This is a genomic window from Streptomyces sp. MP131-18 (assembly GCF_001984575.1).
GTDB lineage: Bacteria > Actinomycetota > Actinomycetes > Streptomycetales > Streptomycetaceae > Streptomyces > Streptomyces johnsoniae.
Window position 1 is genome coordinate 7,455,388 of sequence record NZ_LZNS01000001.1, and the last position, 21,866, is coordinate 7,477,253.

Here is a 21,866-nt window from a genome sequence, read left to right on the forward strand (position 1 = left end):
GAAGTGGTCAGCGGTGCTGCCCACTTGGCGGACGTGGAGCGCCATCTGCGGCGCCTCACCGAATCCGAGACAGCCGTGGAAACGCTGGCTTGCGTCGGCGGCCCTCGGAGGCACGTCGGCGGAAGCGCTGTACCACCTGGCCCCGCTGGTCGGCGAACCAACAGCCGGCCTGTCCGGCCTCATGGAACGCCTCGCTCGCAACGGGCTCGTGGACAACGCCGGCGACAGATGGCGTCTGCAGCCGACGCTACGGGCCCCGTTGATGGCCCGATGGTTTTTCACCAGCCCGACGCGCGGACCATGGTCCACCCTCAGCGACGCTTTCCCGGACCATGCCCTCGATCCCGCCTCCGCGGTAGTGGCCGCTGCCCGGGTCTCCGCCTCGCCCGTTGCCCGGGCAGCGGCGAACGCGGGGGCCCAGGCACTGCCCGCGGCCACGACCTGGGACCCTCGAACCTTCGCGGTGATGTCCGAGTACGCCCAACTGGACCGACAAGCAGCCGCGGCCACACTCCACCCGCTGATCCAGGCCTCCCCGGGGTTGACCCTGCGCGCCCAGCGCATGCTCGACGCCATCTACGAGGGCCGTGCCCGCGCCGCCAGCGGCCCGGCGTTCGAGGTCGACCCCGGTATTGGTAACTGCCGCTGCCAGAACCTGTGGAATGAGTCAGGTGGTTCATCGGGGTGAACGGGGTCCAGCGCCTGGCGCCTGGCGCCGACGTGGGGCAGCCTGCAGCAGCAGGACGTGGTGCGCGTCGGCCTGCGTGAACGCCGACGCGGCGCCAAGACGCAGTCATGGCTTATATAAGTGAGGGTCGGTATATTCGCTGTCGTGCACGCCTTCGACATACTCGGTGACCCCGTTCGCCGACGCATTCTGGAGCTGCTCGCCGACGATGAGCAGACCTCCGGGGCGATCACGGAGATCATCCGGGAGGAGTTCGCCATCTCCCAGCCGGCTGTCTCCCAGCATCTGCGCGTGCTGCGTGACAGCGGGTTCGCGTCGGTGCGGGCCGAGGGTACGCGCCGGTTCTACGCCGTCGAGCCCGAGCCGCTGAGCGAGGTCGACGCGTGGCTGGACCGGTTTCGCCGGTTCTGGGAACAACGCCTCGACGCCCTGGGAACCGAGCTGGCCCGGGGCAGGCGTGCCCGCCACCTGGCCGGCGGGGAACCCGTCCGACCTGCGGGGTCCGGCGCCGACACGGGCAAGACCGATGCAACACCGAAGGAGACATGACATGAAAGATGTTCTCGACGAGCTGGCTGCCGTGCGCCGGGCGATGGGCACGGGCAGCGTGCCCGCCGGCGAGGCGTACACCATCGAGCTGCGGCGTCGATACGACGCGGAGATCGTTGACGTCTGGGACGCCATCACCAGCCCCGAGCGGCTACAGCGCTGGTTCAAGCCGGTCACCGGGGACCTTCGGCTTGGCGGACAGTTCGCTTTGGACGGTGGCGAGCACGGCGAGATCCTCCGGTGCGAGCCGCCGCATCTGCTGAAGGTGTCCTGGCTCTACGGGCCGGACGGCGACGCCTGGCCCGGCACAAGCGAGGTGGAGGTGCGCCTGGCCGCCGGCCCGGCCGGCGACACCGAGTTCGAGCTGATCCATGCAGCGGTCGTCGGGGAGCCCCTGTTCCCTACCTACGGCCCCGGCGCCGGAGGCGTCGGCTGGGACCTGGCCCTCTTCGCCCTGGGGCGGCTCCTGGCCGGCGGCGAGATCACCGGACACGAGGAGTTCGAGAAGTCGCCCGAAGGGCGCGAGTTCGGCCGCCGTAGCGCCGCAGCCTGGGGCCAGGCCCACCTGGCCGCCGGTGGCGAACCGGAGCACGTCGCGGCCGCAGTCGAGGCCACCACCAAGTTCTACGTACCCGACCCGACCTGACACCCCTGCTGCGGTGGACCGACCGGCCTCCTCGGCGCCCACGACGTGCAGGACAAGCCGGACCAGCAGGGCTGCGGCGCGTTGTTCCACACCATAAGGAAAAGGGCGATACCTCATGAAATGCATTGTCTCGACCGAGATCGCCCTGCCGCGGGAGACAGTGGTCCAGCTCCTCGCCGACCCGGCACACCTGCCGAAGTGGCTGCGGGGCCTGGTACTGCACGAGCCGCTGAACGGGAAACACGGGCAGCTCGGCACCAAGTCGCGCGTCGTGATGCAGATGGGGAAGCAGAAGATCGAGTGCACCGAGACCATCACCCGCCGGGAACCGGCAGACCTGCACGAGATCCCGAAAGGCAGCGTCGTTCACTTCGACCGCGAGATCGTCAGCGAGGGCATGTGGAACGCCGTGCGCGACCGGCTGACCGAAGCCGGTCCGGAGACGACACTCTGGGAAAGCGAGAGCGAATACCGGTTCAGCAGCGTCATGATGCGGCTGGCGGGACTTCTGATGCCCGGTGCCTTCCGCAAGCAGTCGGAACAGCACATGCAGGACTTCAAGCGTTTCCCCGAGCAGGGCAAGGACGTCCGCGAAGAGACGGACTGATCTGCCGTCACGCTCGGCGATGCCATGTAGGCGGGTTCTGTGCGGTGCATGATGAGGACATGACCTTCGAGGAAGAGGCTATCGAGACGTCGCCTTGGCGGGGACGGTTGCGGCGTATCGGATCCGGTGCCGCCTTCCTGGGTCCAGGCGGTGGCGGTCTCGGGGCTCCTTGACCCCGGTTCCTGGACACGGGTTATGCGGCTTGGGTCAGCGTAGTTGGTGTCGTTCGGAAGGTGTTCTCGTAGGCGGTCGGGCTGCGGTGGCCGAGGCGGGAGTGACGGCGTCGGGTGTTGTAGCGATGAAGCCAGTGGAACGCGTGGAGGCGGGCCTCGCGCTCGCTGGGCCAGTGCTTTCGGCCCTGGAGCGTCTCGCGTTTGAACGTCGCGTTGAAGGACTCGGCGAGCGCCTTGTCCGCGCTGGAGCCGATCGCGCTCATCGACTGGCGGACGCAGGCCTGGCGGCAGGCGTCCGCGAAGGCCCGGCTGGTGTATTGGGCGCCGTGGTCGGTGTGCAGGACCGCTCCGGCGAGGCTGCCGCGGGTGCGCTCGGCGGCGGCCGGTGCATCGATGACGGGGCCTGTGCGCATATGGTCCGCGATCGCCCGGCCGGCCAGGCGGCGGGAAGCAAGATCGATCACGGTGGCCAGGTAGAGGAACTTCCCGCCGTCCACCGGAAGGTAGGTGATGTCGCCGACGTACTTCGTGTTCGGCTCGGTGGCGGCGAAGTCGCGGTTGATCAAGTCCGGGGCCTTCATCCCGGCCGGGTCCGCGATGGTGGTGTGGTGCCTGCGGCGCAGCCGGGCGCCCGCCAGGCCGATGCTGCGCATCACTCGTGCGATCCGCTTGTGGTTGACGCGCTCGCCGTCGCGGAGCTTGGCGGTGATCCTCGGGACGCCGTAGGTGCCGTCCGACTCGTGGTGCACGGCCCGGATCCGGGCGGCCCGGTCCGCGGCCGTCACACGCCAGTAGTAGAAGCTGGAGCGGGCGATGCCCAGGATGGTGCACAGCCGCTTGACGCCGTAGCGGCGCTGGTGGTCGGCGACGAACTGGAAGCGGTTCAGGAGCCGTCAACTAACTACTGCCTGATTTGGATCTGCTGCGGCCTGTGACGTTATAGATGGCGTCCGTGAGGATGACGGAAGCGACTCTGGCGGCACTGGACGTGAAGTTCGTGGTGATGCTGCCGCACTTGGACGAGCGGCAGCGCCGCCTGTATCTGGCCTCCGAGGCCGATGCGCCTGGACACCAGAGCCTTGGGCCTGGCGCGGGCGAAACGCCGTTCGGCGACGAGGCTGGGGTGGGCGGTGCAGTGGGGCACGGTACGGATGCTCGGCACCTTTCTGACCGAGGACCTCACGGCGGTCCCGGCCGCCGTGGTGCGGTTCGTCGCCGAGCAGCTCGGGATCGGCGACGAGCACTTCGCCGAGTACGGGACGCGCTCGCAGATGGTCTACGAGCACGCGTGGGAGATCCGCGACGAGTACGGCTACCGGGACTTCGCCGCGGGTGAGGCGGATTTGCGGGAGTTCCTGGCGGCGCGGGTGTGGTCGTCGCTGGAGGAACCGCGCGCTCTGTCCGACCGGGCGGTGGTGTGGCTGGTGAACAACCGGGTGCTGCTGCCTGGCGTGACGACGCTGGCCCGGATGGTCGCCGCGGTCCGCCAGGAGGAGAACGACCGGCTGCACGCCTCGCTGTACGAGGCGGTCCCGTACGACCTGCGCACCGAGATGATCCGGCTGCTCGAAGTGCCGGAGAAGAAGCGGGTGTCGGAGCTGGAGCGGCTGCGGCTGGGCCCGATGCGGGTGTCGGGCAAGGCCATGGAACTTGCCCTGGATCGCGCCCGCGAGGTTCGTGGCCTGGGTGCCGGCGCCGTCGACGTCGGCCGGGTCCCGGCCGCCCGGATGACCGGGCTGGCCCGATACGGGCTGACCTCGACGGCTCCGACGCTGAAGCGGCTGGAAGCCACAAGGCAGACCGCCACCCTCCTGGCGGCCGTGCGACACCTGGAGACCGCGACGGCTCACGGTCCCCGTGCAGACCCTCTACGCGGGCTCGAACCCACGGTACTTCGGCCTGCGGCACAAGGGAGCCACCTGGCTGAACGTGGTCAACGACCAGGTGATGGGGCTGGGCGGGGTGGTCGTGCCGGGCACGCTGCGCGACTCGCTGTTCATCCTTGACGCCATCCACGCACGCGACGGCGGGCCGAAGCCGGAGGCCGTCATCACGGACACCGCGTCGTACTCCGACATCGTCTTCGGCCTGTTCGCCATCTGCGGCTACCAGTTCTCGCCGAGGATCGCCGACATATCCGACGCCCGGCTGTGGCCTACGAACACCGCGGCCGACCACGGGTCGCTCCAGCCGGTCTCCAGCCACACGATCCGCCTGGACCGGATACGCGTTCACTGGGGCGACATGCTCCGCGTGGCGGGCTCCCTGACCCTGGGGGAAGTCCGTGGCCACGACCTGATTCGCATGCTGTCCCGGGACGGCAAGCCGACCGGACTGGGCGAGGCGTTCGCCCACTACGGGCGAATCTTCAAAACCCTGCACCTGCTCCAGTTCGTCTTGGGCGAGGGCTACCGGCGGATGATCGGCGCCCAGCTCAACGTCACCGAGGCCCGCCACCGCCTCGCCCGGAAGATCTTCTTCGGCCAGCGCGGCGAACTGCGCCAGCACTACCGTGAAGGGATGGAGGGCCATCTCGGCGCCCTCGGACTGGCCCTGAACGCCGTGGTGCTGTTCAGCAGCCTCTACAACGACGCCGTCAAACAGTTCGCCGCCGCCGGCTTCCCCGTCACCGACGAGCTGCTCACCCGCCTCTCCCCGCTCCAGTACGACCACATCAACTTCCTCGGCCGCTACGCCTTCACCCGACCAGTCGCGCCTGGGCTGCGGCAGCTGCGCGACCCGCACACCGGTGACGAGACCGACGATGGCGAGGACGAGTAGCCGCGCCGCGCGCCCGTACAGTCGGACGGGTGGCTCTGTTCACGTCGCACAGCAGCGTTTCGACAGCAGCTCGGGCGGCGGCGCCTGGGAGCAACCGGGCACGATGTCAGCTCTGTTCGAGGTCCCACACGAGTACCCGGCCGTCCTGCCCCGCCGTGATGGCGACCGTGCGACCGTCCAGATCAGCGACGCGGACGCCGACAACCTCCCTGCCATGGTGTTCGTCGAACGGCCCATGGACGAGGCGGCGCTCCGCCAGCGACCACACGCACACCCGACCGTCTTTCGAACCGGTCACCGCGACCGGACGGCCGCCCACGACGCTGACATCCATGCAGGAAATAGCGGTCTCCTTCTCCTCTTTGTCCTCCTCGTCGAACTCTTCGTCAAACTCGATCGAATCCTCGTCGATCGGCCCTTCCCACTCCCAGACCCCGGTGTCGGGGTCCCCAAGGATCACCCGGTTCCCGCCGGCCGCCACCACCCGGGTGAGGCCGTCCACCGTCGCCAGACCGACGTCCGCCACTGGCACGGGGCAGGGAAACTCTCTGACGACGTTCTGGGTGTCGACGTCCCACACCGCCACACTGTCTTTGTAGGAGCCGAAGATCACGACCGGGCGGCCGTTCAGCGTGCCGGCCGCGATCCCGGCGACGGTGTCCCGGTTTCCATAGAGAACAGCTGGTTCGACATCTGTGGCACCGTTGGTATCTTTACGTGCCGCATTCCACATGTATGTACGGTCGCTACAGCTGATGAAGAACGGTTGCCCGTTCAGCCACACCGTCGCCACTTTCCCCGTACCGCCGTGGCTGAGACGCGCGTGCACGCGGACAGCTCCGCTGGTCAGATCCCACTGCGCGAAGGACTCTCGGTACTCGGCCCCACCAACCACGATCCGACCGTCCACGACGGCGGCGCAGACTCTGGTGAACAGCTCAGCGTCCTTGTCATTGCTGGTCGGGGGGTACCCGATCATCGCGCGGAAGTCGTCGGGGCGGTACGGCATGTCCAGCCGGTACCGCGTCCATCGGTCCTCGGACGGCTCCCAGGTGTACGCGGACGGCTCGACGGCGCAGACGACGAGGAGACGACCGTCGACGGTGACAAGGTCGAGGTCCCAGAGGCGCCCGGTAGGGAGTTGACTCGAGAGAGCAAGTGCAGTCATGCGCCCTGAGTGTAGAAACGAGGTCTGACAGACCCCCCTCCGCGTCACCGCCGTCCCCTCGATGCACCGCAGCCTCCTCGCCCGGTGCCAGCCACTCGACGGCACCAAGGGACTCCCCGGTCGTCCCGGCTCAGCGCAAGGCCCGCCGCGAGTACGAGAACCGCGTCAGCCCCCTCGGTACAGCCGGGCCGTGATCCCTGTCAGCCGCTACCGCTGGTTTCCGTTCGGATACTCCCGATGGCCCGTGGCCGCAGACCCGCGGAACGTCGGATGCGGCGTGCTCAGGCTCGGCGGCCGGCGGCGGCCTCGATGAGCTCGGTGAGGCGGGCGAGCACGGTGGTGAGCTGGTCGATCTGTTTGCTGATGCGGGCGTGTTCGGCGTTGAGCATGGCCCACTGGTGGTCGGTGGTGGTGTCGGTGTCGATGCAGGGGAGCAGTTCGGCGATGCGGCGGCTGGGCAGGCCCGCGGCGTAGAGCTGCTGGAAGATGCGGACCCGGTCGACGGCGTCTTCGGCGTACTCGCGGTGGCCGCCGGGGCTGCGGCCGGGCGTGAGGAGCCCCTGCTCCTCGTAGTAGCGCAGTGCGCGGACGCTCACTCCGGAGCGCCGGGCGACCTCTCCGATGCGCACGCTTCCCCTTCTCGTCGAACCCTCGTCGAAACCCGGACGCAGGACTTGATTCTGACGTCAGCGGTAGGTATTAGCGTACCCGACATGGCCACACCGAACACGGAACCGAACACCCCTGCCCACCCAGCGCCCGGTCTCCTGATCGAGGGCGCGGTCGCGCTCGTGACCGGCGCCAACCGAGGACTGGGCCGCCACTTCGCCCGGCAGCTCCTGGAACGCGGCGCGGCGCGTGTGTACGCGACCGCCAGGCATCCTGAGGCGGTCGACCTGCCCGGCGTCGTGCCACTGCGGCTGGACGTCACGGACGACGACGAGGTCCGGGCCGCCGCCGCGGCGGCGGGTGACGTGACACTCCTGGTGAACAATGCCGGGGTCAGTCACGGGACGAACCTCGTCACCGCCGACCTGGCAGCCATACGCGCGGAGATGGAGACGAACTTCTGGGGCACTCTGGCCGTCGTGCGAGCGTTCGCTCCTGTGCTCTCGGTCAACGGGGGCGGGGCGATCCTCAACGTACTGTCCGCGCAGTCCTGGCACGCCTACCCGGGCACGAACGGCTACCACGCCTCCAAGGCAGCCCAGTGGGCGTTGACGAACGGCGTGCGAACGGAGCTTGCCGAGCAGGGCACGCTCGTGACGGGGCTGCACCTGGGAGCCGTCGACACCGACTTCAGCGCCGCCTACGACGGACCCAAGGGTGATCCCGCCGTCGCCGTCCGTGCCGGCCTGGACGGGATCGAGGCGGGGGTGGCCGAGGTGGTTTCCGACGATTGGAGCGCGCACGTCAAGAAGTCACTGGCCGAGGATCCCGCCCGACTGTACGACGAGATCCGCGCCGGCATCGTCTGATCGGATCGTCCCGGTTCGACCAGGTGCATCCGTGGCCCGTAAGGCCGAGGCTGCAACCGGGTGCCCGGCCTCGGGCGTTCGCTAAGCAGAGCGTCCGAGTGGTGATCACCTAAGCGGAAAGCGCCTCTGGCCAGCGAGAATGAGGATTTTCGAGGTCCTTGTCCGCGTATGAGCCTGAGGCGCTTTTCAGGTGGGGAAGCGTATCGGGTCGTACCCTCGTGTACGCGTCGAGGGCGGCGGTCGGGCGATGGTCTCGCAGGCGGGCGGCATCCTGCTGGTGGAGCCGTTCCGCAGACTGGGCTGGATCAGGCGATGTCGGCCGCCCTGACACCGGCGCAAGGCGCGGGCAGCCCACGATCCCGGCAAGGTCCTCCTGGACGTGGCCTCGGCGGTCGCGCAGGGCGGGGACTGCCTCGCGGATGGGCGCTGCTCCTCTTTGCGGCCGACTCAGCGGACCGTCGGAGCTGGCGGCGCGGCCACTTCGCACAGCTCGGCGGCGGCCTGGGCGACGAGCTCGGAGAAGGCTGCGTCCGGGTCGGCCAGCCAGCGGGACGTGGCGCGCCGGGAGACCGCCATCGCCACGTCGATGATGAAGCGCGCCTTGTCGGGCTGGACGCCGCGGCGCCCGAGCGCCGGCACCAGCGCCTCGGCGATGTGGGCGAGCTTGATCAAATCGCGCTCGGCCAGTGCCGGGCTGGCGGCGATCACTCTGACGCGGCGCAGCAGGAACTCGCGCGAGCGAAAGACCTCGTCGGCGGTCCTCAGCGCGGTCAGCAGCGCCTCGAGTGGCCTGAGGCCCGGGTCGGCCGCCTCGACCTGTCCCACGAGGTGCGCCTCGATCTCGTGGCCGGCGAAGAGGACTTCCCGCTTGTCGGGGAAGTAACGGTAGAAGGAGCGCTCGGTCAGACCGGCGGTGCGCGCGATCTGCGCGACCGACGTGCGCTCGTACCCCTGCGTCTCGAACAGCTCGAGCGCCGCGCGCTCGAGCCGACCCTGTGCGTCGGACTCCCATCTCGGCATACGCCTCAGCGTATGACAGCAGATGCTGTTGTCGCGCTAGGATCAATGACAACAGATGCTGTCATCACATAGGAGATAGTCATGAAGGCTCTTCAGTTCGACAGATTCGGGTCCCCGGAGGTGATCGTGCTCCGCGACGTCCCGAAGCCGGAGCCGGGACCCGGACAGATCCGAATAGCCGTGCGGGCGTGCGGCCTGACCCCGGCTGACTGGGTGGTCGTCGACGGACTCTTCGCCGACCGGATGCCGCCGCTGCCGCGCGGGCTCGGCCTCGAGGTCGCGGGCACCGTCGACGCGCTCGGCGAGGGCGTCACCGGCACGGAGATCGGCGACCCCGTGTTCGGCCCGGCCACCTTCGACGGCCCGACGGCCGGTGCCGCCGAGTTTGCGCTGATGGCGGCCTGGGCGCGCATCCCCGAGGGCGTCACCGCCGAGCAGGCCGCCGCGCTGCCGATGGCGGCCGAGACGGCGTGGCGCGCGCTCGACGACCTCGGCGTCCAGCCGGGTGAGCTGCTGCTCGTCCACGGCGCGGGCGCCACGGTGGGTGAGGCGGCGGTGCGCTTGGCGCTGCACCGGGGTGTTCGGGTGATCGCCACCGCCGGGCCGACCCGGGCCGCTGCCCTGGGAGAGATCGGCGCCCAGGTGACCGGCTACGGCGACGGTATGGCCGAACGCGTTACCGCACTGGCCGGAGGCCGCGTCGACCGTGCCCTGGACGCGGCCCCGACGGGCGGCCGGATCGACCGAGCCGACCAGGCCAGCCCGGCCGGCGGCTCACTGCCGACCCTGATCGATCTGACCGGTGATCCCGACCGCGTCCTCACCGTCTCGGACTTCGCCGCCGCGGCCGAACTGGGGGCCCGGATCACCACCGAGATCCGCTACGACCTGATGGGCGAGTTCGCCCGGCTGGCCGGCGAAGGCGTCCTGGCCGTACCGGTCGCCCGCACCTACACGCTCGACCAGATCCAGGAAGCGGCCAAGCTCAGCCAGTCCCGCCGACCCGGCGGCAAGCTCATGCTCGTCCTGTGATCGCCTTGCTGGCCTGGTCAGGCGAAAGGAGTCCACACAACCCCCGATGATCAGGCGATGACCGTACCCGTTCCCGACCAGGATTCCCTACAGGATCGCGAAGTCACACTGGAGTGCTAACCGCCGGTCACGGTGGAGTTGCCGTGGGGAGAACCCGGCGCGGAGCAGTTGAGCAGGTCCTCCTTGCTGCTCACGACTCGCTTCAGTAACGCCGTCGCCGTGAACACCCGGGACACGTACACGTGGAAGCCTGCTCTGGCGAAGGCCGGGGCCACCCCTCGTCAGGCCCCGGGGCGAAGCCTTGGCAATGGGGCGGCGTCGCCCAAGAACGGCTTCCATGTGCTCCGGCACACCTATGCCTTCATCGTGCTGGACCACTCCGCCCACTTCATGTCGGAGGGCGGCGGTGGGCCTCGGCGGACGAAACTCCCCAGGAACTCCCCAGAGATGATCAAGGTGGGTCGCCGCGCCGGAGGGCCCGGCGATCCACCATGCATTCCAAGGCTGGAGGGGCGTATAGCCTGGAACGATGCTGCGTGAAACGTCCGCGACCCGCTACGTCACCCCCCTGCGGGAGGGTGGCTCGCTGCCGGGCATCGTGGAGGCCGACGACCTCGGCACCTATGTGATGAAGTTCACCGGGGCGGGGCAGGGCCGCAAGTCCCTGGTGGCCGAGGTGATCTGCGGCGGGCTCGCCCGCCGCCTCGGGCTGCGCGTGCCCGAGCTGGTGCGCATGAGCCTGGACCCCGTGATCGGGCGGAGCGAGCCCGACCAGGAGGTGCAGGCTCTGCTGAAGGCCAGTGCCGGGCTCAATCTGGGCATGGACTTCCTGCCGGGCTCGCTCGGCTACGACCCGCTGGCCTTCCGCGTGAGCGCGGCCGAGGCGGGGCGCGTCGTGTGGTTCGACGCTGTCGTCAACAATGTCGACCGCTCGTGGCGCAACCCCAACCTGCTGGTCTGGCACGGCGATCTGTGGCTGATCGACCACGGTGCCGCCCTGATCTGGCACCACAACTGGCAGGCCGCGGGCGCCTCGGCGGCCAGGGCGTATGACGCCTCCGACCACGTGCTCGCCGCGTTCAACCCGGATGTCGCCGCGGCGGCGGCCGAGTTGGCGCCGCGGGTGACGGGCGACCTGCTGGCCGCGGTGCTCGCGGAGGTGCCGGAGGCATGGCTGGCGGACGAGCCGGGGTTCGGCGGGCCGGACGAGGTGCGCGCCGCCTACGCCGAGGTCCTGGCCGCGCGTGCCGCCTCGGTCCACGAGCGCATCACCCTGGGCCCGCCCACCCCGGAGCGCGGGTCCAACGCACCCGGCTGGCTGACGGCCTGGCCCCACCGGAAGCCGGAGGCGGCGCGATGAGCGAGGGAGGGCGGGCCACGCCCGCGGCGACGACCGGCCGGGACGTGTTCGAGTACGCGCTGCTGCGGGTCGTGCCGCGCGTGGAGCGCGGCGAGTCGTTCAACGCCGGGGTCGTGCTGTACTGCCGGACGCGTTCCTTCCTCGCCGCGCGCATCCACCTCGACGAGGACCGGCTGAGGGTGCTCGACCCGGACGCCGACGTGGTGGGCGTGCGGGCGGCGCTGGCCGCGGCGGAGTGCGTCTGCCTGGGCGGTCCCGCGGCGGGGGCGGCGGGCGCGGACGACGCGGGCCGCCGGTTCCGGTGGCTGGTCGCCCCGCGGAGCACCGTCGTGCAGCCGGGCCCCGTGCACACCGGGCTCACCGCCGATCCGCCCGCCGATCTTGACCGGCTGCTTCGCGTGCTGGTCCGTTGACAGATCGTGCGCCGCTTTCTAGCGTCAGCCATACGCCGGTTACCTGTCGGTAGCCAGGCCGTCGACGGCGAGGAGAAGCAGACATGTCCACCCCTGAGCAGCGCGTCGCCATCGTGACCGGGGCGGCCCGGGGCATCGGCGCGGCCACCGCCCGCCGGCTGGCCGCGGAGGGCCGCGCGGTCGCCGTCGTGGACCTGGAGGAGTCGGCGGGCAGGGGCACGGTGGACGAGATCACCGCGGCCGGCGGCCGGGCGCTCGCCGTCGGCTGCGACGTCTCCGACGCCGACGCCGTGCGGGCGGCGGTGTCGCGGGTCGCCGAGGAGCTGGGCCCACCGCAGATCCTCGTCAACAACGCGGGTGTGCTGCGGGACAATCTGCTGTTCAAGATGAGCGAGGGGGACTGGGACACCGTCATGAACGTGCACCTGCGCGGCGCGTTCCTGATGTCCCGTGCCTGCCAGGCTCACATGGTCGAGGCCAAGTTCGGCCGTATCGTGAGCCTTTCCTCCAGCTCCGCCCTCGGCAACCGCGGCCAGGCCAACTACTCCGCCGCCAAGGCCGGGCTCCAGGGCTTCACCAAGACCCTCGCGATCGAGCTGGGCAAGTTCGGCATCACGGCAAACGCCGTCGCGCCCGGGTTCATCGTCACCGACATGACCGCGCAGACCGCCGCCCGGGTCGGTATGGGCTTCGAGGACTTCCAGCAGGCCGCCGCGGACTCCGTCCCGGTGCGGCGCGTCGGCAGGCCGGAGGATGTCGCCGGGGCCATCGCCTTCTTCACGGGCGAGGCGGCCGGCTTCGTCTCCGGCCAGGTGCTGTACGTGGCCGGCGGCCCCCTCGACTGAACGGGAGATCTCCTCGATGAACGCATCACAGGTCGCGGTGGTCACCGGCGGGAGCCGCGGGATCGGGTACGGCATCGCCGCCGCCCTCGTCGCCCGCGGCGACCGGGTGTGCATCACCGGCCGGAACGCGGAGCCGCTGGCCGAGGCCGTCGCCGCCCTCGGCCCGGAGCGCGCCATGGGCGTCGCGGGCAAGGCGCACGACGAGGCGCACCAGGCGGAGGTGGTCGAACGGGTCATGGACGCGTGGGGCCGCATCGACCACCTGGTCAACAACGCCGGGCGCAATCCGGTGCTCGCGCCCCTCGCCGACGCCGACGCCGCGCTGCTGGCCAAGGTGTTCGAGACCAACGTGCTGTCGGCCTTCGGCTTCGCCCGGCGCACGTGGCACGCCTGGCAGCGCGAGAACGGCGGCAGCATCGTCAACATATCGTCGGTCGCCGGGCTCAGCGCCTCGCCGTTCCTCGGCGCCTACGGCGTGAGCAAGGCCGCCCTGATCAATCTCACCGAGCAGCTCGCGCACGAGTTCGCCCCGGGCGTGCGGGTGAACGCGATCGCGCCCGCCGTGGTCAGGACCAAGTTCGCCGCGGCGCTGTACGAGGGCCGCGAGGCGGAGGCGGCGGCGGCCTACCCGCTGGGCCGGCTCGGCCTGCCGTCGGACGTGGCGGGCGCCGCGGCGTTCCTCACCTCGCCGGACGCGGGCTGGCTGACCGGGCAGACCCTGGTGCTGGACGGCGGCCTTTTCCTCAACGCCGGGCTCGCCTGACCGCCGCTGTCAGTGCCTGCGGGTACGTTGCTGATCAACAACTCATCGCGTAACCCCGGAGGTTCACGACGTGATCGGCATGCTGCCCGAGTCCTGGCAGGGCGTACTCGGCGAGGAGCTCGACAAGCCCTACTTCAAGGAGCTGACCGAGTTCGTCGAGCAGGAGCGGGCCCGCGGCCCGGTGTACCCGCCCCGCGAGGAGGTGTTCGCCGCCCTGGCCGCGACGCCGTTCCCCCGGGTGAAGGTGCTGGTCCTCGGGCAGGACCCGTACCACGGGGAGGGCCAGGGGCACGGGCTGTGCTTCTCGGTGCGCCCCGGCGTGCGCGTTCCCCCGTCCCTGCGCAATGTCTACAAGGAGATGCACGCCGAGCTGGGGCACCCGGTCCCGGACAACGGGTATCTGATGCCGTGGGCCGAGCAGGGCGTCCTCCTGCTGAACGCGGTGCTCACCGTCCGGGCGGGCGAGCCCAATTCCCACAAGGGCAAGGGCTGGGAGAAGTTCACGGACGCGGTGATCCGTGCCGTGGCCGCCCGGCCCGATCCGGCGGTCTTCGTCCTGTGGGGCAGCTACGCCAGGAAGAAGCTCCGCCTGATCGACACCGAGCGGCACGCCGTGGTGGAGGGGCCGCACCCCTCGCCGCTCTCGGCGGTGAAGTTCGCGGGCACCCGGCCCTTCACGCGGATCGACGAGGCCGTCGCCGCTCAGGGCCACTCTCCGATCGACTGGCGCGTTCCCGACCTCGGCGAGCGGTCTCAGCCCGCCGCGAAGGAGCCGTCGAAGGTGTAGGAGATGGACGTCTCACCGGGCGACGCGGTGTAGGCACCCGTTCCTCGCAGCCCGGCGAGGCCTCCCCCGGCCGAGCCGGGCAGTACCTCCAAGGAGCAGTGCACGGTCCCCGTCGTGTCGAACGTGCCCCACTCCCGCAGCACGAAGGTGCCCTCGCGCCCGTCCACGGTGCCCTCGCAGCGTTCGAAGCCGGAGAAGGCGCCGGTGCCGTCCGCCGCGTAGGAAATGCTGTACGTGCAGGCGGTTTCCGCGGCCGTGATGACGCCGGTGAAGGCGTTGATCACGGTGGCCCGGGCCAGCCGGGCCCCGCCCTCCTCACCCGCGACGACCGACTCCTGCCAGTCCTTGCAGGTGAAACTGCCATCGGTGCACTCCGGCATGGTGACTCCCTTCCCCGGTGGCGCGGGCCCTCCCCGCGCCGGACACCGCCACCCTGCCCGCCTTACCTGACATCTTCTGTCAGGTACCGCGGCACAATGGGGGAGTGCGCGCCGACCGACTGCTGACCCTGCTGCTCCTGCTCCAGAACCGCGGGCGGCTGACAGCCGGGCAGCTGGCCCGTGAGCTCGAGGTCTCCGTCCGCACGGTCTACCGCGACATCGAGGCGCTGGCCGCCTCGGGCGTCCCGGTCTGGGCCGACCGCGGACCGGACGGCGGCTACCGGCTCACCGACGGCTACCGCACCCGCCTGACCGGGCTCACCGGCGGCGAGGCGGGCTCGCTCCCGCTGGCCGGCATGCCGTCCGCCGCCGCCGAACTGGGGCTCGGCGCGGAGCTGGCCACGGCGCAGCTGAAGCTGCGGGCGGCGCTGCCCGCCGCGCTGAACGAACGGGCCGGCCGCGTCGCCGAGCGCTTTCACCTCGACGCCACCGCCTGGTTCCGGGACGCCGACCCGGTGCCGTTCCTCGCCACCGCCGCCGCGGCGGTCTGGGAGGACCGGCTGCTGCGGGTCCACTACCGGCGCTGGGCGGGTGAGGTCAGGCGCGAGCTGCACCCGCTCGGCCTCGTGCTGAAGGGCGGCATCTGGTACTTGGTGGCGGCGGCGGAGGACCAGGTCCGCACCTATCGCGTGTCCCGCCTGCTCGCCGCCGAGGTGCTGGGTCCCGCGCCCGCCAGGCCGGAAGGGTTCGACCTCGCCGGCCACTGGACGGCCTCCGCCCGCCGCCTGGAGGCCGGCCGCTACCGCGACGAGGCCACCGTGCGCGTCACGCCGCGCGGACTGCGGCTGCTGCCCATGCTGTTCGGCGCGGCGGGCGCCGGGGCGGCCGCCGCGGCCGGGCCGCCGGACGCGCACGGCCGGACGGAGGTCGTCCTGCCCGTGGAGTCCGTGCCCGTGGCCGTCGGCGACCTGCTGCGGCTCGGCACCGAGGCCGAGGTCCTCGGCCCGCCGGCGCTGCGTGCCGCGGTCGCCGAGGCGGTCGGGGAGCTGGCCCGCCGGTACCGGTGACGGGCGCGGGGATCGGTGCCCGGGCGGCAACTGCCGCCGCGTATCCTGCCGGTCCACGCATTCGCGATCACCGAGGAGGCCCCGCAGTGAAGGTCGGCGTGATCGGGCTCGGGGATATCGCCCACAAGGCATACCTGCCCGTGCTCACCACCCAGCCCGGTGTGCAGCCTCACCTGCACACCCGCACCCGCGCCACTCTGGACCGCACAGGAGACACCTACCGCCTGCCGGACGGCCAGCGCCACGACGACCTCGACTCGCTCATCGCCGCGGGGCCCGACGCGGCGTTCGTGCACGCCCCCACCGGCGACCACCCGTACCTCGTCACGCGGCTGCTCACCGCGGGCATACCGACCTACGTCGACAAGCCGCTGGCCCGGCACCTCGGCGACGCCCAGCGCATCGTCGAGCTCGCCGAGCGCCGCGGCGTGGGCCTGGCCGTGGGGTTCAACCGCAGGCACGCGCCCGCCTACGCGCACCTCGTCGAGCACCCGCGCGACCTCATCGTCATGCAGAAGCATCGCCGCGGGCTGCCGGAGGACCCCAGGGACATGGTGTACGACGACTTCATCCACGTCGTCGACACGCTGCGTTTCCTCGCGCCCGCCGCCATCGACCGGGTCGCCGTCAGCTGCCGGGTCGGCGGCGGGCTGCTGCACCACGTGGTGCTCCAGCTCTCCGGTGAGGGGTTCACCGCGGTCGGCACGATGAACCACAGGTCGGGATCGGCCGAGGAGATCGTCGAAGTATCGGGGCAGGACGCCAAGCGGGAGGTGCGCAACCTCGCGGAGATCATCGACCACAAGGGCCAGCCGAGCATCCGCCGCCGGGGCGACTGGGTGCCCGTGCCCCGGCAGCGTGGGATCGAGCAGGCCGCCGTCACGTTCCTCGACGCCGTGCGCGCGGGGCGCGCGATCAGCGCCCAGGACGCGCTGCGCACCCACGAGCTGTGCGAGCAGATCGTCCTCGCCGCGCTGGAGCAGGACGGGCGGCCGGCTACTGCTCCGAGGTGATCTCCTCGCCGGTGCCGACGTCCTCACCGGCGTGCGGCTCGATGACCCCGAACCAGACCAGCGCCAGGATCACCGTCCCCACGACGATCCGGTACCAGACGAACGGCATGTAGCTGCGGGTGCTGATCCACCTCATGAACCACGCGATGATCGCGTAGCCCACGAAGAACGCCACCACCGTCGCGAAGATCGTCGGCCCCCAGGAGACGTGCGAGCCCTCCTCGCCGATCGAGGTCAGCTCGTAGGCGCCGGAGGCCAGCACCGCCGGGATGGCCAGCAGGAACGCGTACCGCGCCGCGGCTTCCCGCCGGTAGCCGAGGAACAGGCCGCCGGTGATCGTGGCCCCCGACCTGGACACGCCGGGGACCAGCGCCATCGCCTGCGCCAGCCCGTACAGCAGGCCGTCCCTGACAGTCAGGTCCTCCAGGCCCTTGCGCGGCTTGACGGCGCGGTGCTTGCCGCCCGTCGCGTCCCGCATCGCGAACCGGTCGGCGACGCCGAGGATGATGCCGAGGACGATGAGGTTCACGGCGATCAGCCGCAGGTCGCGGAACGGGCCGTCGATGGCGTCCTGAAGGGTCAGACCGAGTACGCCGATCGGAATGGAGCCGATGATCACCAGCCAGCCCATCCGCGCATCGGGATCGGAACGGAGGCTGCGGTCGACGAGGGACCGTGACCAGGCCGAGACGATCCGCACGATGTCCTTGCGGAAGTAGATGAGAACGGCCAGCTCGGTGCCGATCTGCGTCACCGCGGTGAAGGCCGCGCCGGGGTCCTCCCAGTCGAACGCCACGGCCGTGAGCCGGAGATGTGCGCTGGACGAGATCGGCAGGAACTCCGTCAGACCCTGGACAAGACCGAGAATCAGCGATTCGAACCAAGACATGGACTCTGCGGCATCCCAGGGGAGAGTGTCGAGACGAGTGACGTGCGTGAAGCGAGATCACTCTAAGCCAGACGAGGGGGTGCCTCGAACCGCGGCCCCGGGAAAAGCATTCGACGCGGGACGAACGAGGCGCCATCATCATCCGCATGACCCGGCAGGCCGCCTTCCTCGCAGCGCCGTCCGCAGCAGCGGACGCGCCGAAGGCCGCCGTCTTCTTCGCGTTCTTCCCGGCAGTCGGCGCAGCAGCCGCAGCCGACGGCGCTCGACGCTGACCCTTCCCGGATCGTTCCGCGGGCCCCGCAGGGGGAGGGTCGGCGGGAAACAGGGGTCCGTGTACCGGCCGTGCCCGTGGTGGTGGTGCCGGTATCCCACCGCAGCAGCGAGGAAGACTCCGCCATGCCCAAGCAGGCGTACGTGCGCACCAAGCCCCACCTCAACATCGGCACCATGGGGCACGTCGACCACGGCAAGACCACCCTGACCGCCGCCATCACCAAGGTGCTCAGCGACCGCGGCAGCGGCGCGTTCGTCCCCTTCGACCGCATCGACCGGGCGCCCGAGGAGGCGGCCCGCGGCATCACCATCACCATCTCGCACGTCGAGTACGAGACGGCGACGCGGCATTACGCGCACGTGGACATGCCGGGCCACGCCGACTACGTCAAGAACATGGTGACGGGCGCCGCCCAGCTGGACGGCGCGATCCTCGTGGTCTCCGCCGTCGACGGCGTGATGCCGCAGACCGCCGAGCACGTGCTGCTGGCCCGCCAGGTCGGCGTCCGGCACGTCGTCGTCGCCCTCAACAAGGCCGACGCCGGGGACCCGGAGCTGACCGACCTGGTCGAGCTGGAGGTGCGGGAACTGCTGTCCTCGCACGGCTACCAGGGCGACGCCCTGCCGGTGATCCGCGTCTCGGGCCTCGGTGCGCTGAACGGCGAGCCCCGCTGGACCGCCGCCGTCGAGGCGCTGCTCGACGCCGTCGACACCTACGTGCCGGTGCCCGACCGTTACCTGGACGCGCCGTTCCTGCTGCCCGTGGAGAACGTGCTGACCATCACCGGCCGCGGCACTGTCGTCACCGGCGCCGTGGAACGCGGCACCGTGCACGTGGGCGACCGGGTGGAGGTGCTCGGCGCCGGTACGGAGACCGTGGTCACCGGGCTGGAGACGTTCGGCAAGCCGATGACCGAGGCCCAGGCGGGGGACAACGTGGCGCTGCTGCTGCGCGGCGTGCCGCGCGATGCCGTGCGCCGCGGGCACGTGGTGGCCCGGCCGGGCAGTGTCACGCCGCGCCGCGCGTTCACGGCCGAGGTGTACCTGCTGACCACGGCCGAGGGCGGCCGGCGCACCGGCGTCGTGTCCGGCTACCGGCCGCAGTTCTACATCAGGACCGCGGACGTGGTCGGTGACATCGACCTCGGCGCGGCCGGGCGCGCGCTCCCGGGCGAGAGCGTCACGATGACGGTCGGTCTCGGCCACCCGGTGCCGCTCGAACCTGGGCTCGGTTTCGCGATCCGCGAGGGCGGGCGCACCGTGGGCGCGGGCACCGTGACGGCGGTTGCCGACGCCTGAACCCACGCGTCCCGCCCCGCCCCGTCCCGCCGTGCGGGACGGGGCGGGGCCGCGACCGGGTGACAATGGAGCCGTGAACCAGCTGCTGCCGGTGACCCGGACCACCGACCTCGGTACCGCGCGTCTGCTGCCCGACCTCGACCGCGAGGGCGCCTGGCTGCTCACGGTCGACGACGCGCCCCAGTCCTACCTGGACCCGGCCGATCCCACGCACCTGGAGTTCGAGTACACGCGCCGCCTCGCCGACGTGGTGGACACCGCGGCCGGTCCCGGCCGGCCGCTGGACGTCCTGCACCTGGGCGGCGGCGCCCTCACGCTGCCCCGCTGGGTCGCGGCCGTCAGGCCCGGTTCGCGCCAGCGGGTGGCCGAGGCGGACCGCGGGCTCGCCGAGCTGATCGCCGACCGGTTCCCGCTGCCCGCGGGCTGCGGTATCGAGGTCGAGGTCACGGATGCCAGGGCGGCGGTGTCCGCGGCGCCGCCGGGTGGCGCGGACGTCGTCGTGGGCGACGTGTTCAGCGGCACGCGCATCCCCGCGCACGTGACCACCACCGGGTACGCCGGTGCCGTCGCCCGTGCGCTGCGGCCGGGCGGGATCTACGTGGCCAACCTCGCGGACGCCGCGCCGTTCGTCTTCCTGAGGTCCCAGCTCGCCACGTTCGCACAGGACTTCGGTCGGCTGTGCGTGCTGGCCGAGCCGGCGGTGCTGCGTGGTCGGCGCTTCGGGAACGTGGTGCTCGCCGCCTCCGACGCCCCGCTGGACGTGGCCCGCATGGCCCGCCGCGCGGCGGCGGACCCCTTCCCCGCGCGGGTGCTGCACGGCGACGCGCTCGCCGCGCTGCTCGCGGGCGCCGCCCCGGTGGCGGACGGCGCCGCGGTGCCCTCGCCCAGGCCGCCCTCCGGCGCGTTCACCGTGGGCTGACGGCCGGGGTCAGGCGTTGGACCCCTCCTCGGGGTAGGGGCGCAGGCTGTTCATGATCTGCTCGACCGTCTCGTCGTCCAGCTCCTCCGGGTAGCCGGTGTCCATGACCAGCACCCACGTCGCCAGGTCGTTGTTGAGGTCCAGGTAGGAGACGGCGACGACCTTGCCGTCCCAGGTCCCGCACTCGTTCTCCGGGTCCTCGGGGACGTCCGTGATGGTGGCGGTGGCCGTGTGGCCGACGATGCCGTGCTCGCTCTCGAACGGCTCGGCGTCGGTGACCTGGAGGTTGCCCTGCCGCTCCTGGTCGTAGGCGGCCAGGGCCCAGCTGCCCGCCTCGTTGCGCACGGCCTCCTCGGTGCCCGTCGCGCCCTGCCCGCCCTTGGTGCCCGCCACCGCGCGCCAGCTGACGCCGGTCTCGGACTCGGCACACCAGTCCTCCAGGTAGGTGGAGGGTGCGGACATGGAGATGACCGGGTCGCCGAAGGACAGTTCGTCCTCGGCCTCCTCGTCGTCGTTCGTGGTGTCCTCGTAGCCGACCATCAGGCTTTCCGCGCCGACCGTCCAGTCGTCCGGCGGCACGTCGAACGCGTTGTGGCGGTTCTCTATCGTCTGCACCTGCCAGTCGGGCGCCACGACCGGGTCCGGGACCTGGAGCACACCCTGGCGGGGGTCGTCCGGGTCGGGACGGTCCTGCTCGGGCTCCTCGGTCTCCCCGGATTCCCCGGTCTCCTCCGCGGAGGGGGAGGCCCCGCCGTCGCCGCCCGCGTTCGCCTCCTTGTCGTCCTCCCCGCCGAGCACGACGACACCGGTGACCACCGCCGCGGCCACGACCGCCGTCGCGACGGCGACCGCGATGGCCGTCCTGCCGCGCCGCCCGCCGCCCCCGCCGTCCGGTGTCAGCCGGGTCCCGCCGCCGTCCGTGGCCGACGGTGCGATCGGACCCGGTTGCTGCCACTGCCCGGTCGCCTGCTGCCCCGGGTACTGCGGGCCCGCGGGCGGCCGGCCGACGGGCGGCTGCCCCGTGGGCTGCTGCCACTGCCCACCCGCCTGCTGGTCCTGGTACGGGTTGGACTGCTGGTAACCCGGCTGCTGGTACGGGTTCGACCACTGGGAGGAAGGCTCGCCCCCCGGCTGTTGTTCTCCTGGCCTCATGGGCGTCGACCCTAAGGCCGCCGCATGCTTCTCAACCATTCAGGAGCCGCTTTTGCTACGGACCTGCGACTTACCCGTTGGTAACATGTGGCCATGAGCGAAGAAACCACCGCGTCCATAGGCGACGCGCTCACCGCCACGGTGCCGATGGTGCGCACCCTCGGCCTGGAGTTCCTCCACACCGACGCGGAACGTGCCGTCGTGCGGCTGCCCGACCGGCCCGAGTACCGCAACCATGTCGGCGGTCCGCACGCCGGGGCGATGTTCACGCTCGCGGAGTCGGCCAGCGGTGCGGTCGTCCTCGGCGCGTTCGGCGCCGAGTTGTCGCGGGCCGTGCCGCTCGCCGTCCGTGCCGAGATCCACTACAAGAAGCTGGCCCGCGGTCCTGTCACCGCCACCGCGGTCCTCGGCCGCCCGGTCGCCGACGTCGTCGCGGACCTGGACGCCGGGCAGCGCCCCGAGTTCCCCGTGCGCGTCACCCTCACCCGTACCGACGAGGCGGTCACCGGCGAGATGACGGTGGTGTGGACCCTGCGGCCCAACGACTGAAGCAGCCCGGCGCTC

General features: G+C 71.2%; 24 protein-coding genes and 3 pseudogenes. 20 read left to right on the top strand and 7 right to left on the bottom strand.

The features are described 5' to 3' along the window. Positions 1-466 precede the first annotated feature (466 nt). The 4 genes from STBA_RS37435 to STBA_RS33190 all read left to right on the top strand — a co-directional run bounded on the left by STBA_RS37435 (position 467) and on the right by STBA_RS33190 (position 2,490). Positions 467-688, top strand: a complete 222-nt coding sequence (locus STBA_RS37435) for a hypothetical protein (protein ID WP_143659601.1) — start codon at positions 467-469, stop codon at positions 686-688. A 144-nt stretch (positions 689-832) separates the two neighbouring features. Continuing rightward, positions 833-1,237, top strand: coding sequence for a metalloregulator ArsR/SmtB family transcription factor (locus tag STBA_RS33180; protein WP_077062703.1), 405 nt, complete (start codon positions 833-835; stop codon positions 1,235-1,237). A 1-nt stretch (position 1,238) separates the two neighbouring features. Beyond that, positions 1,239-1,883, top strand: coding sequence for an SRPBCC family protein (locus STBA_RS33185; protein WP_077062704.1), 645 nt, complete (start codon positions 1,239-1,241; stop codon positions 1,881-1,883). 115 nt (positions 1,884-1,998) lie between these two features. After that, positions 1,999-2,490, top strand: coding sequence for an SRPBCC family protein (locus STBA_RS33190; RefSeq protein ID WP_077062705.1), 492 nt, complete (start codon positions 1,999-2,001; stop codon positions 2,488-2,490). Between the two features lie 193 nt (positions 2,491-2,683). On the opposite strand, the pseudogene STBA_RS33195 reads toward STBA_RS33190, so the two are convergent. Further along, positions 2,684-3,553: pseudogene (locus tag STBA_RS33195) on the bottom strand (IS3 family transposase); the annotation flags it as partial. 168 nt (positions 3,554-3,721) lie between these two features. On the opposite strand from STBA_RS33195, the pseudogene STBA_RS39145 reads away from it, so the two are divergent. Continuing rightward, positions 3,722-4,087, top strand: a pseudogene (locus tag STBA_RS39145) (DUF4158 domain-containing protein); the annotation flags it as partial. A gap of 433 nt (positions 4,088-4,520) precedes the next feature. Then, the gene (locus STBA_RS39150; RefSeq protein WP_077062707.1) at positions 4,521-5,444 is read left to right on the top strand and encodes a Tn3 family transposase; all 924 of its coding nucleotides are present in this window, start codon (positions 4,521-4,523) and stop codon (positions 5,442-5,444) included. Positions 5,445-5,550: 106 nt separating this feature from the next. Here the strand turns inward: STBA_RS39150 and STBA_RS33210 are convergent, their stop codons facing one another. Then, a complete protein-coding gene (locus STBA_RS33210) occupies positions 5,551-6,612 on the bottom strand; it encodes a WD40 repeat domain-containing protein (RefSeq protein ID WP_143659602.1) in 1,062 nt (353 codons plus the stop codon). 281 nt (positions 6,613-6,893) lie between these two features. Continuing rightward, positions 6,894-7,241 carry a MerR family transcriptional regulator gene (locus tag STBA_RS33215; protein ID WP_077062709.1) on the bottom strand — a complete coding sequence of 116 codons (348 nt, stop codon included), beginning with the start codon at positions 7,239-7,241 and terminating at the stop codon, positions 6,894-6,896. Positions 7,242-7,325: 84 nt separating this feature from the next. On the opposite strand from STBA_RS33215, the gene STBA_RS33220 reads away from it, so the two are divergent. Both STBA_RS33220 and STBA_RS39155 read left to right on the top strand, forming a co-directional pair. Further along, positions 7,326-8,090: an SDR family oxidoreductase gene (locus STBA_RS33220; RefSeq protein WP_077062710.1), complete on the top strand. Its 765-nt coding sequence runs from the start codon at positions 7,326-7,328 to the stop codon at positions 8,088-8,090. Between the two features lie 190 nt (positions 8,091-8,280). Next, positions 8,281-8,511, top strand: a pseudogene (locus STBA_RS39155) (transposase); the annotation flags it as partial. 26 nt (positions 8,512-8,537) lie between these two features. Here the strand turns inward: STBA_RS39155 and STBA_RS33230 are convergent. Beyond that, a complete protein-coding gene (locus tag STBA_RS33230) occupies positions 8,538-9,110 on the bottom strand; it encodes a TetR/AcrR family transcriptional regulator (protein WP_077062711.1) in 573 nt (190 codons plus the stop codon). Between the two features lie 81 nt (positions 9,111-9,191). On the opposite strand from STBA_RS33230, the gene STBA_RS33235 reads away from it, so the two are divergent. From STBA_RS33235 to ung, 6 genes are all read left to right on the top strand, one after another. Continuing rightward, the gene (locus tag STBA_RS33235; RefSeq protein ID WP_077062712.1) at positions 9,192-10,142 is read left to right on the top strand and encodes an NADP-dependent oxidoreductase; all 951 of its coding nucleotides are present in this window, start codon (positions 9,192-9,194) and stop codon (positions 10,140-10,142) included. A 529-nt stretch (positions 10,143-10,671) separates the two neighbouring features. Further along, entirely contained in the window at positions 10,672-11,502 is an 831-nt protein-coding gene (locus tag STBA_RS33240; protein ID WP_077062713.1) for a HipA family kinase, read from the top strand. Next, positions 11,499-11,915, top strand: coding sequence for a DUF3037 domain-containing protein (locus tag STBA_RS33245; RefSeq protein WP_077062714.1), 417 nt, complete (start codon positions 11,499-11,501; stop codon positions 11,913-11,915). The genes STBA_RS33240 and STBA_RS33245 overlap by 4 nt, the downstream gene beginning before the upstream one ends. Before the next feature lie 83 nt (positions 11,916-11,998). Next, on the top strand, positions 11,999-12,760 hold the full coding sequence (fabG, locus tag STBA_RS33250; RefSeq protein WP_077062715.1) for a 3-oxoacyl-ACP reductase FabG: 762 nt from the start codon (positions 11,999-12,001) through the stop codon (positions 12,758-12,760). 16 nt (positions 12,761-12,776) lie between these two features. After that, complete coding sequence (locus STBA_RS33255) at positions 12,777-13,523, top strand: SDR family oxidoreductase (RefSeq protein ID WP_107485156.1); 747 nt, start codon at positions 12,777-12,779, stop codon at positions 13,521-13,523. Between the two features lie 79 nt (positions 13,524-13,602). After that, a complete protein-coding gene (gene ung, locus STBA_RS33260) occupies positions 13,603-14,310 on the top strand; it encodes a uracil-DNA glycosylase (RefSeq protein WP_077063789.1) in 708 nt (235 codons plus the stop codon). On the opposite strand, the gene STBA_RS33265 is transcribed toward ung, so the two are convergent. Then, the gene (locus tag STBA_RS33265) at positions 14,277-14,690 is read right to left on the bottom strand and encodes a DUF3224 domain-containing protein (RefSeq protein ID WP_077062716.1); all 414 of its coding nucleotides are present in this window, start codon (positions 14,688-14,690) and stop codon (positions 14,277-14,279) included. The genes ung and STBA_RS33265 overlap by 34 nt on opposite strands. Positions 14,691-14,794: 104 nt before the next feature. On the opposite strand from STBA_RS33265, the gene STBA_RS33270 reads away from it, so the two are divergent. Next, on the top strand, positions 14,795-15,757 hold the full coding sequence (locus STBA_RS33270; protein WP_077062717.1) for a WYL domain-containing protein: 963 nt from the start codon (positions 14,795-14,797) through the stop codon (positions 15,755-15,757). Between the two features lie 86 nt (positions 15,758-15,843). Beyond that, positions 15,844-16,770: a Gfo/Idh/MocA family oxidoreductase gene (locus STBA_RS33275; protein WP_077062718.1), complete on the top strand. Its 927-nt coding sequence runs from the start codon at positions 15,844-15,846 to the stop codon at positions 16,768-16,770. Here the strand turns inward: STBA_RS33275 and STBA_RS33280 are convergent. Further along, entirely contained in the window at positions 16,754-17,659 is a 906-nt protein-coding gene (locus STBA_RS33280; RefSeq protein ID WP_077062719.1) for an undecaprenyl-diphosphate phosphatase, read from the bottom strand. The genes STBA_RS33275 and STBA_RS33280 overlap by 17 nt on opposite strands. 146 nt (positions 17,660-17,805) lie before the next feature. On the opposite strand from STBA_RS33280, the gene STBA_RS39365 reads away from it, so the two are divergent. The 3 genes from STBA_RS39365 (at position 17,806) to STBA_RS33290 (ending at position 20,150) form a co-directional block, all read left to right on the top strand. Further along, on the top strand, positions 17,806-17,931 hold the full coding sequence (locus tag STBA_RS39365) for a hypothetical protein (RefSeq protein ID WP_290443956.1): 126 nt from the start codon (positions 17,806-17,808) through the stop codon (positions 17,929-17,931). A gap of 124 nt (positions 17,932-18,055) precedes the next feature. After that, positions 18,056-19,231: an elongation factor Tu gene (tuf, locus tag STBA_RS33285; RefSeq protein ID WP_077063790.1), complete on the top strand. Its 1,176-nt coding sequence runs from the start codon at positions 18,056-18,058 to the stop codon at positions 19,229-19,231. 73 nt (positions 19,232-19,304) lie between these two features. Beyond that, the gene (locus tag STBA_RS33290; protein ID WP_077062720.1) at positions 19,305-20,150 is read left to right on the top strand and encodes a fused MFS/spermidine synthase; all 846 of its coding nucleotides are present in this window, start codon (positions 19,305-19,307) and stop codon (positions 20,148-20,150) included. Between the two features lie 9 nt (positions 20,151-20,159). On the opposite strand, the gene STBA_RS33295 is transcribed toward STBA_RS33290, so the two are convergent. Then, entirely contained in the window at positions 20,160-21,302 is a 1,143-nt protein-coding gene (locus STBA_RS33295; RefSeq protein ID WP_077062721.1) for a hypothetical protein, read from the bottom strand. 93 nt (positions 21,303-21,395) lie between these two features. Between STBA_RS33295 and STBA_RS33300 the strand changes: the two genes are divergently transcribed. Further along, complete coding sequence (locus STBA_RS33300; RefSeq protein ID WP_077062722.1) at positions 21,396-21,851, top strand: DUF4442 domain-containing protein; 456 nt, start codon at positions 21,396-21,398, stop codon at positions 21,849-21,851. The last annotated feature ends 15 nt before the right edge of the window (positions 21,852-21,866 follow it).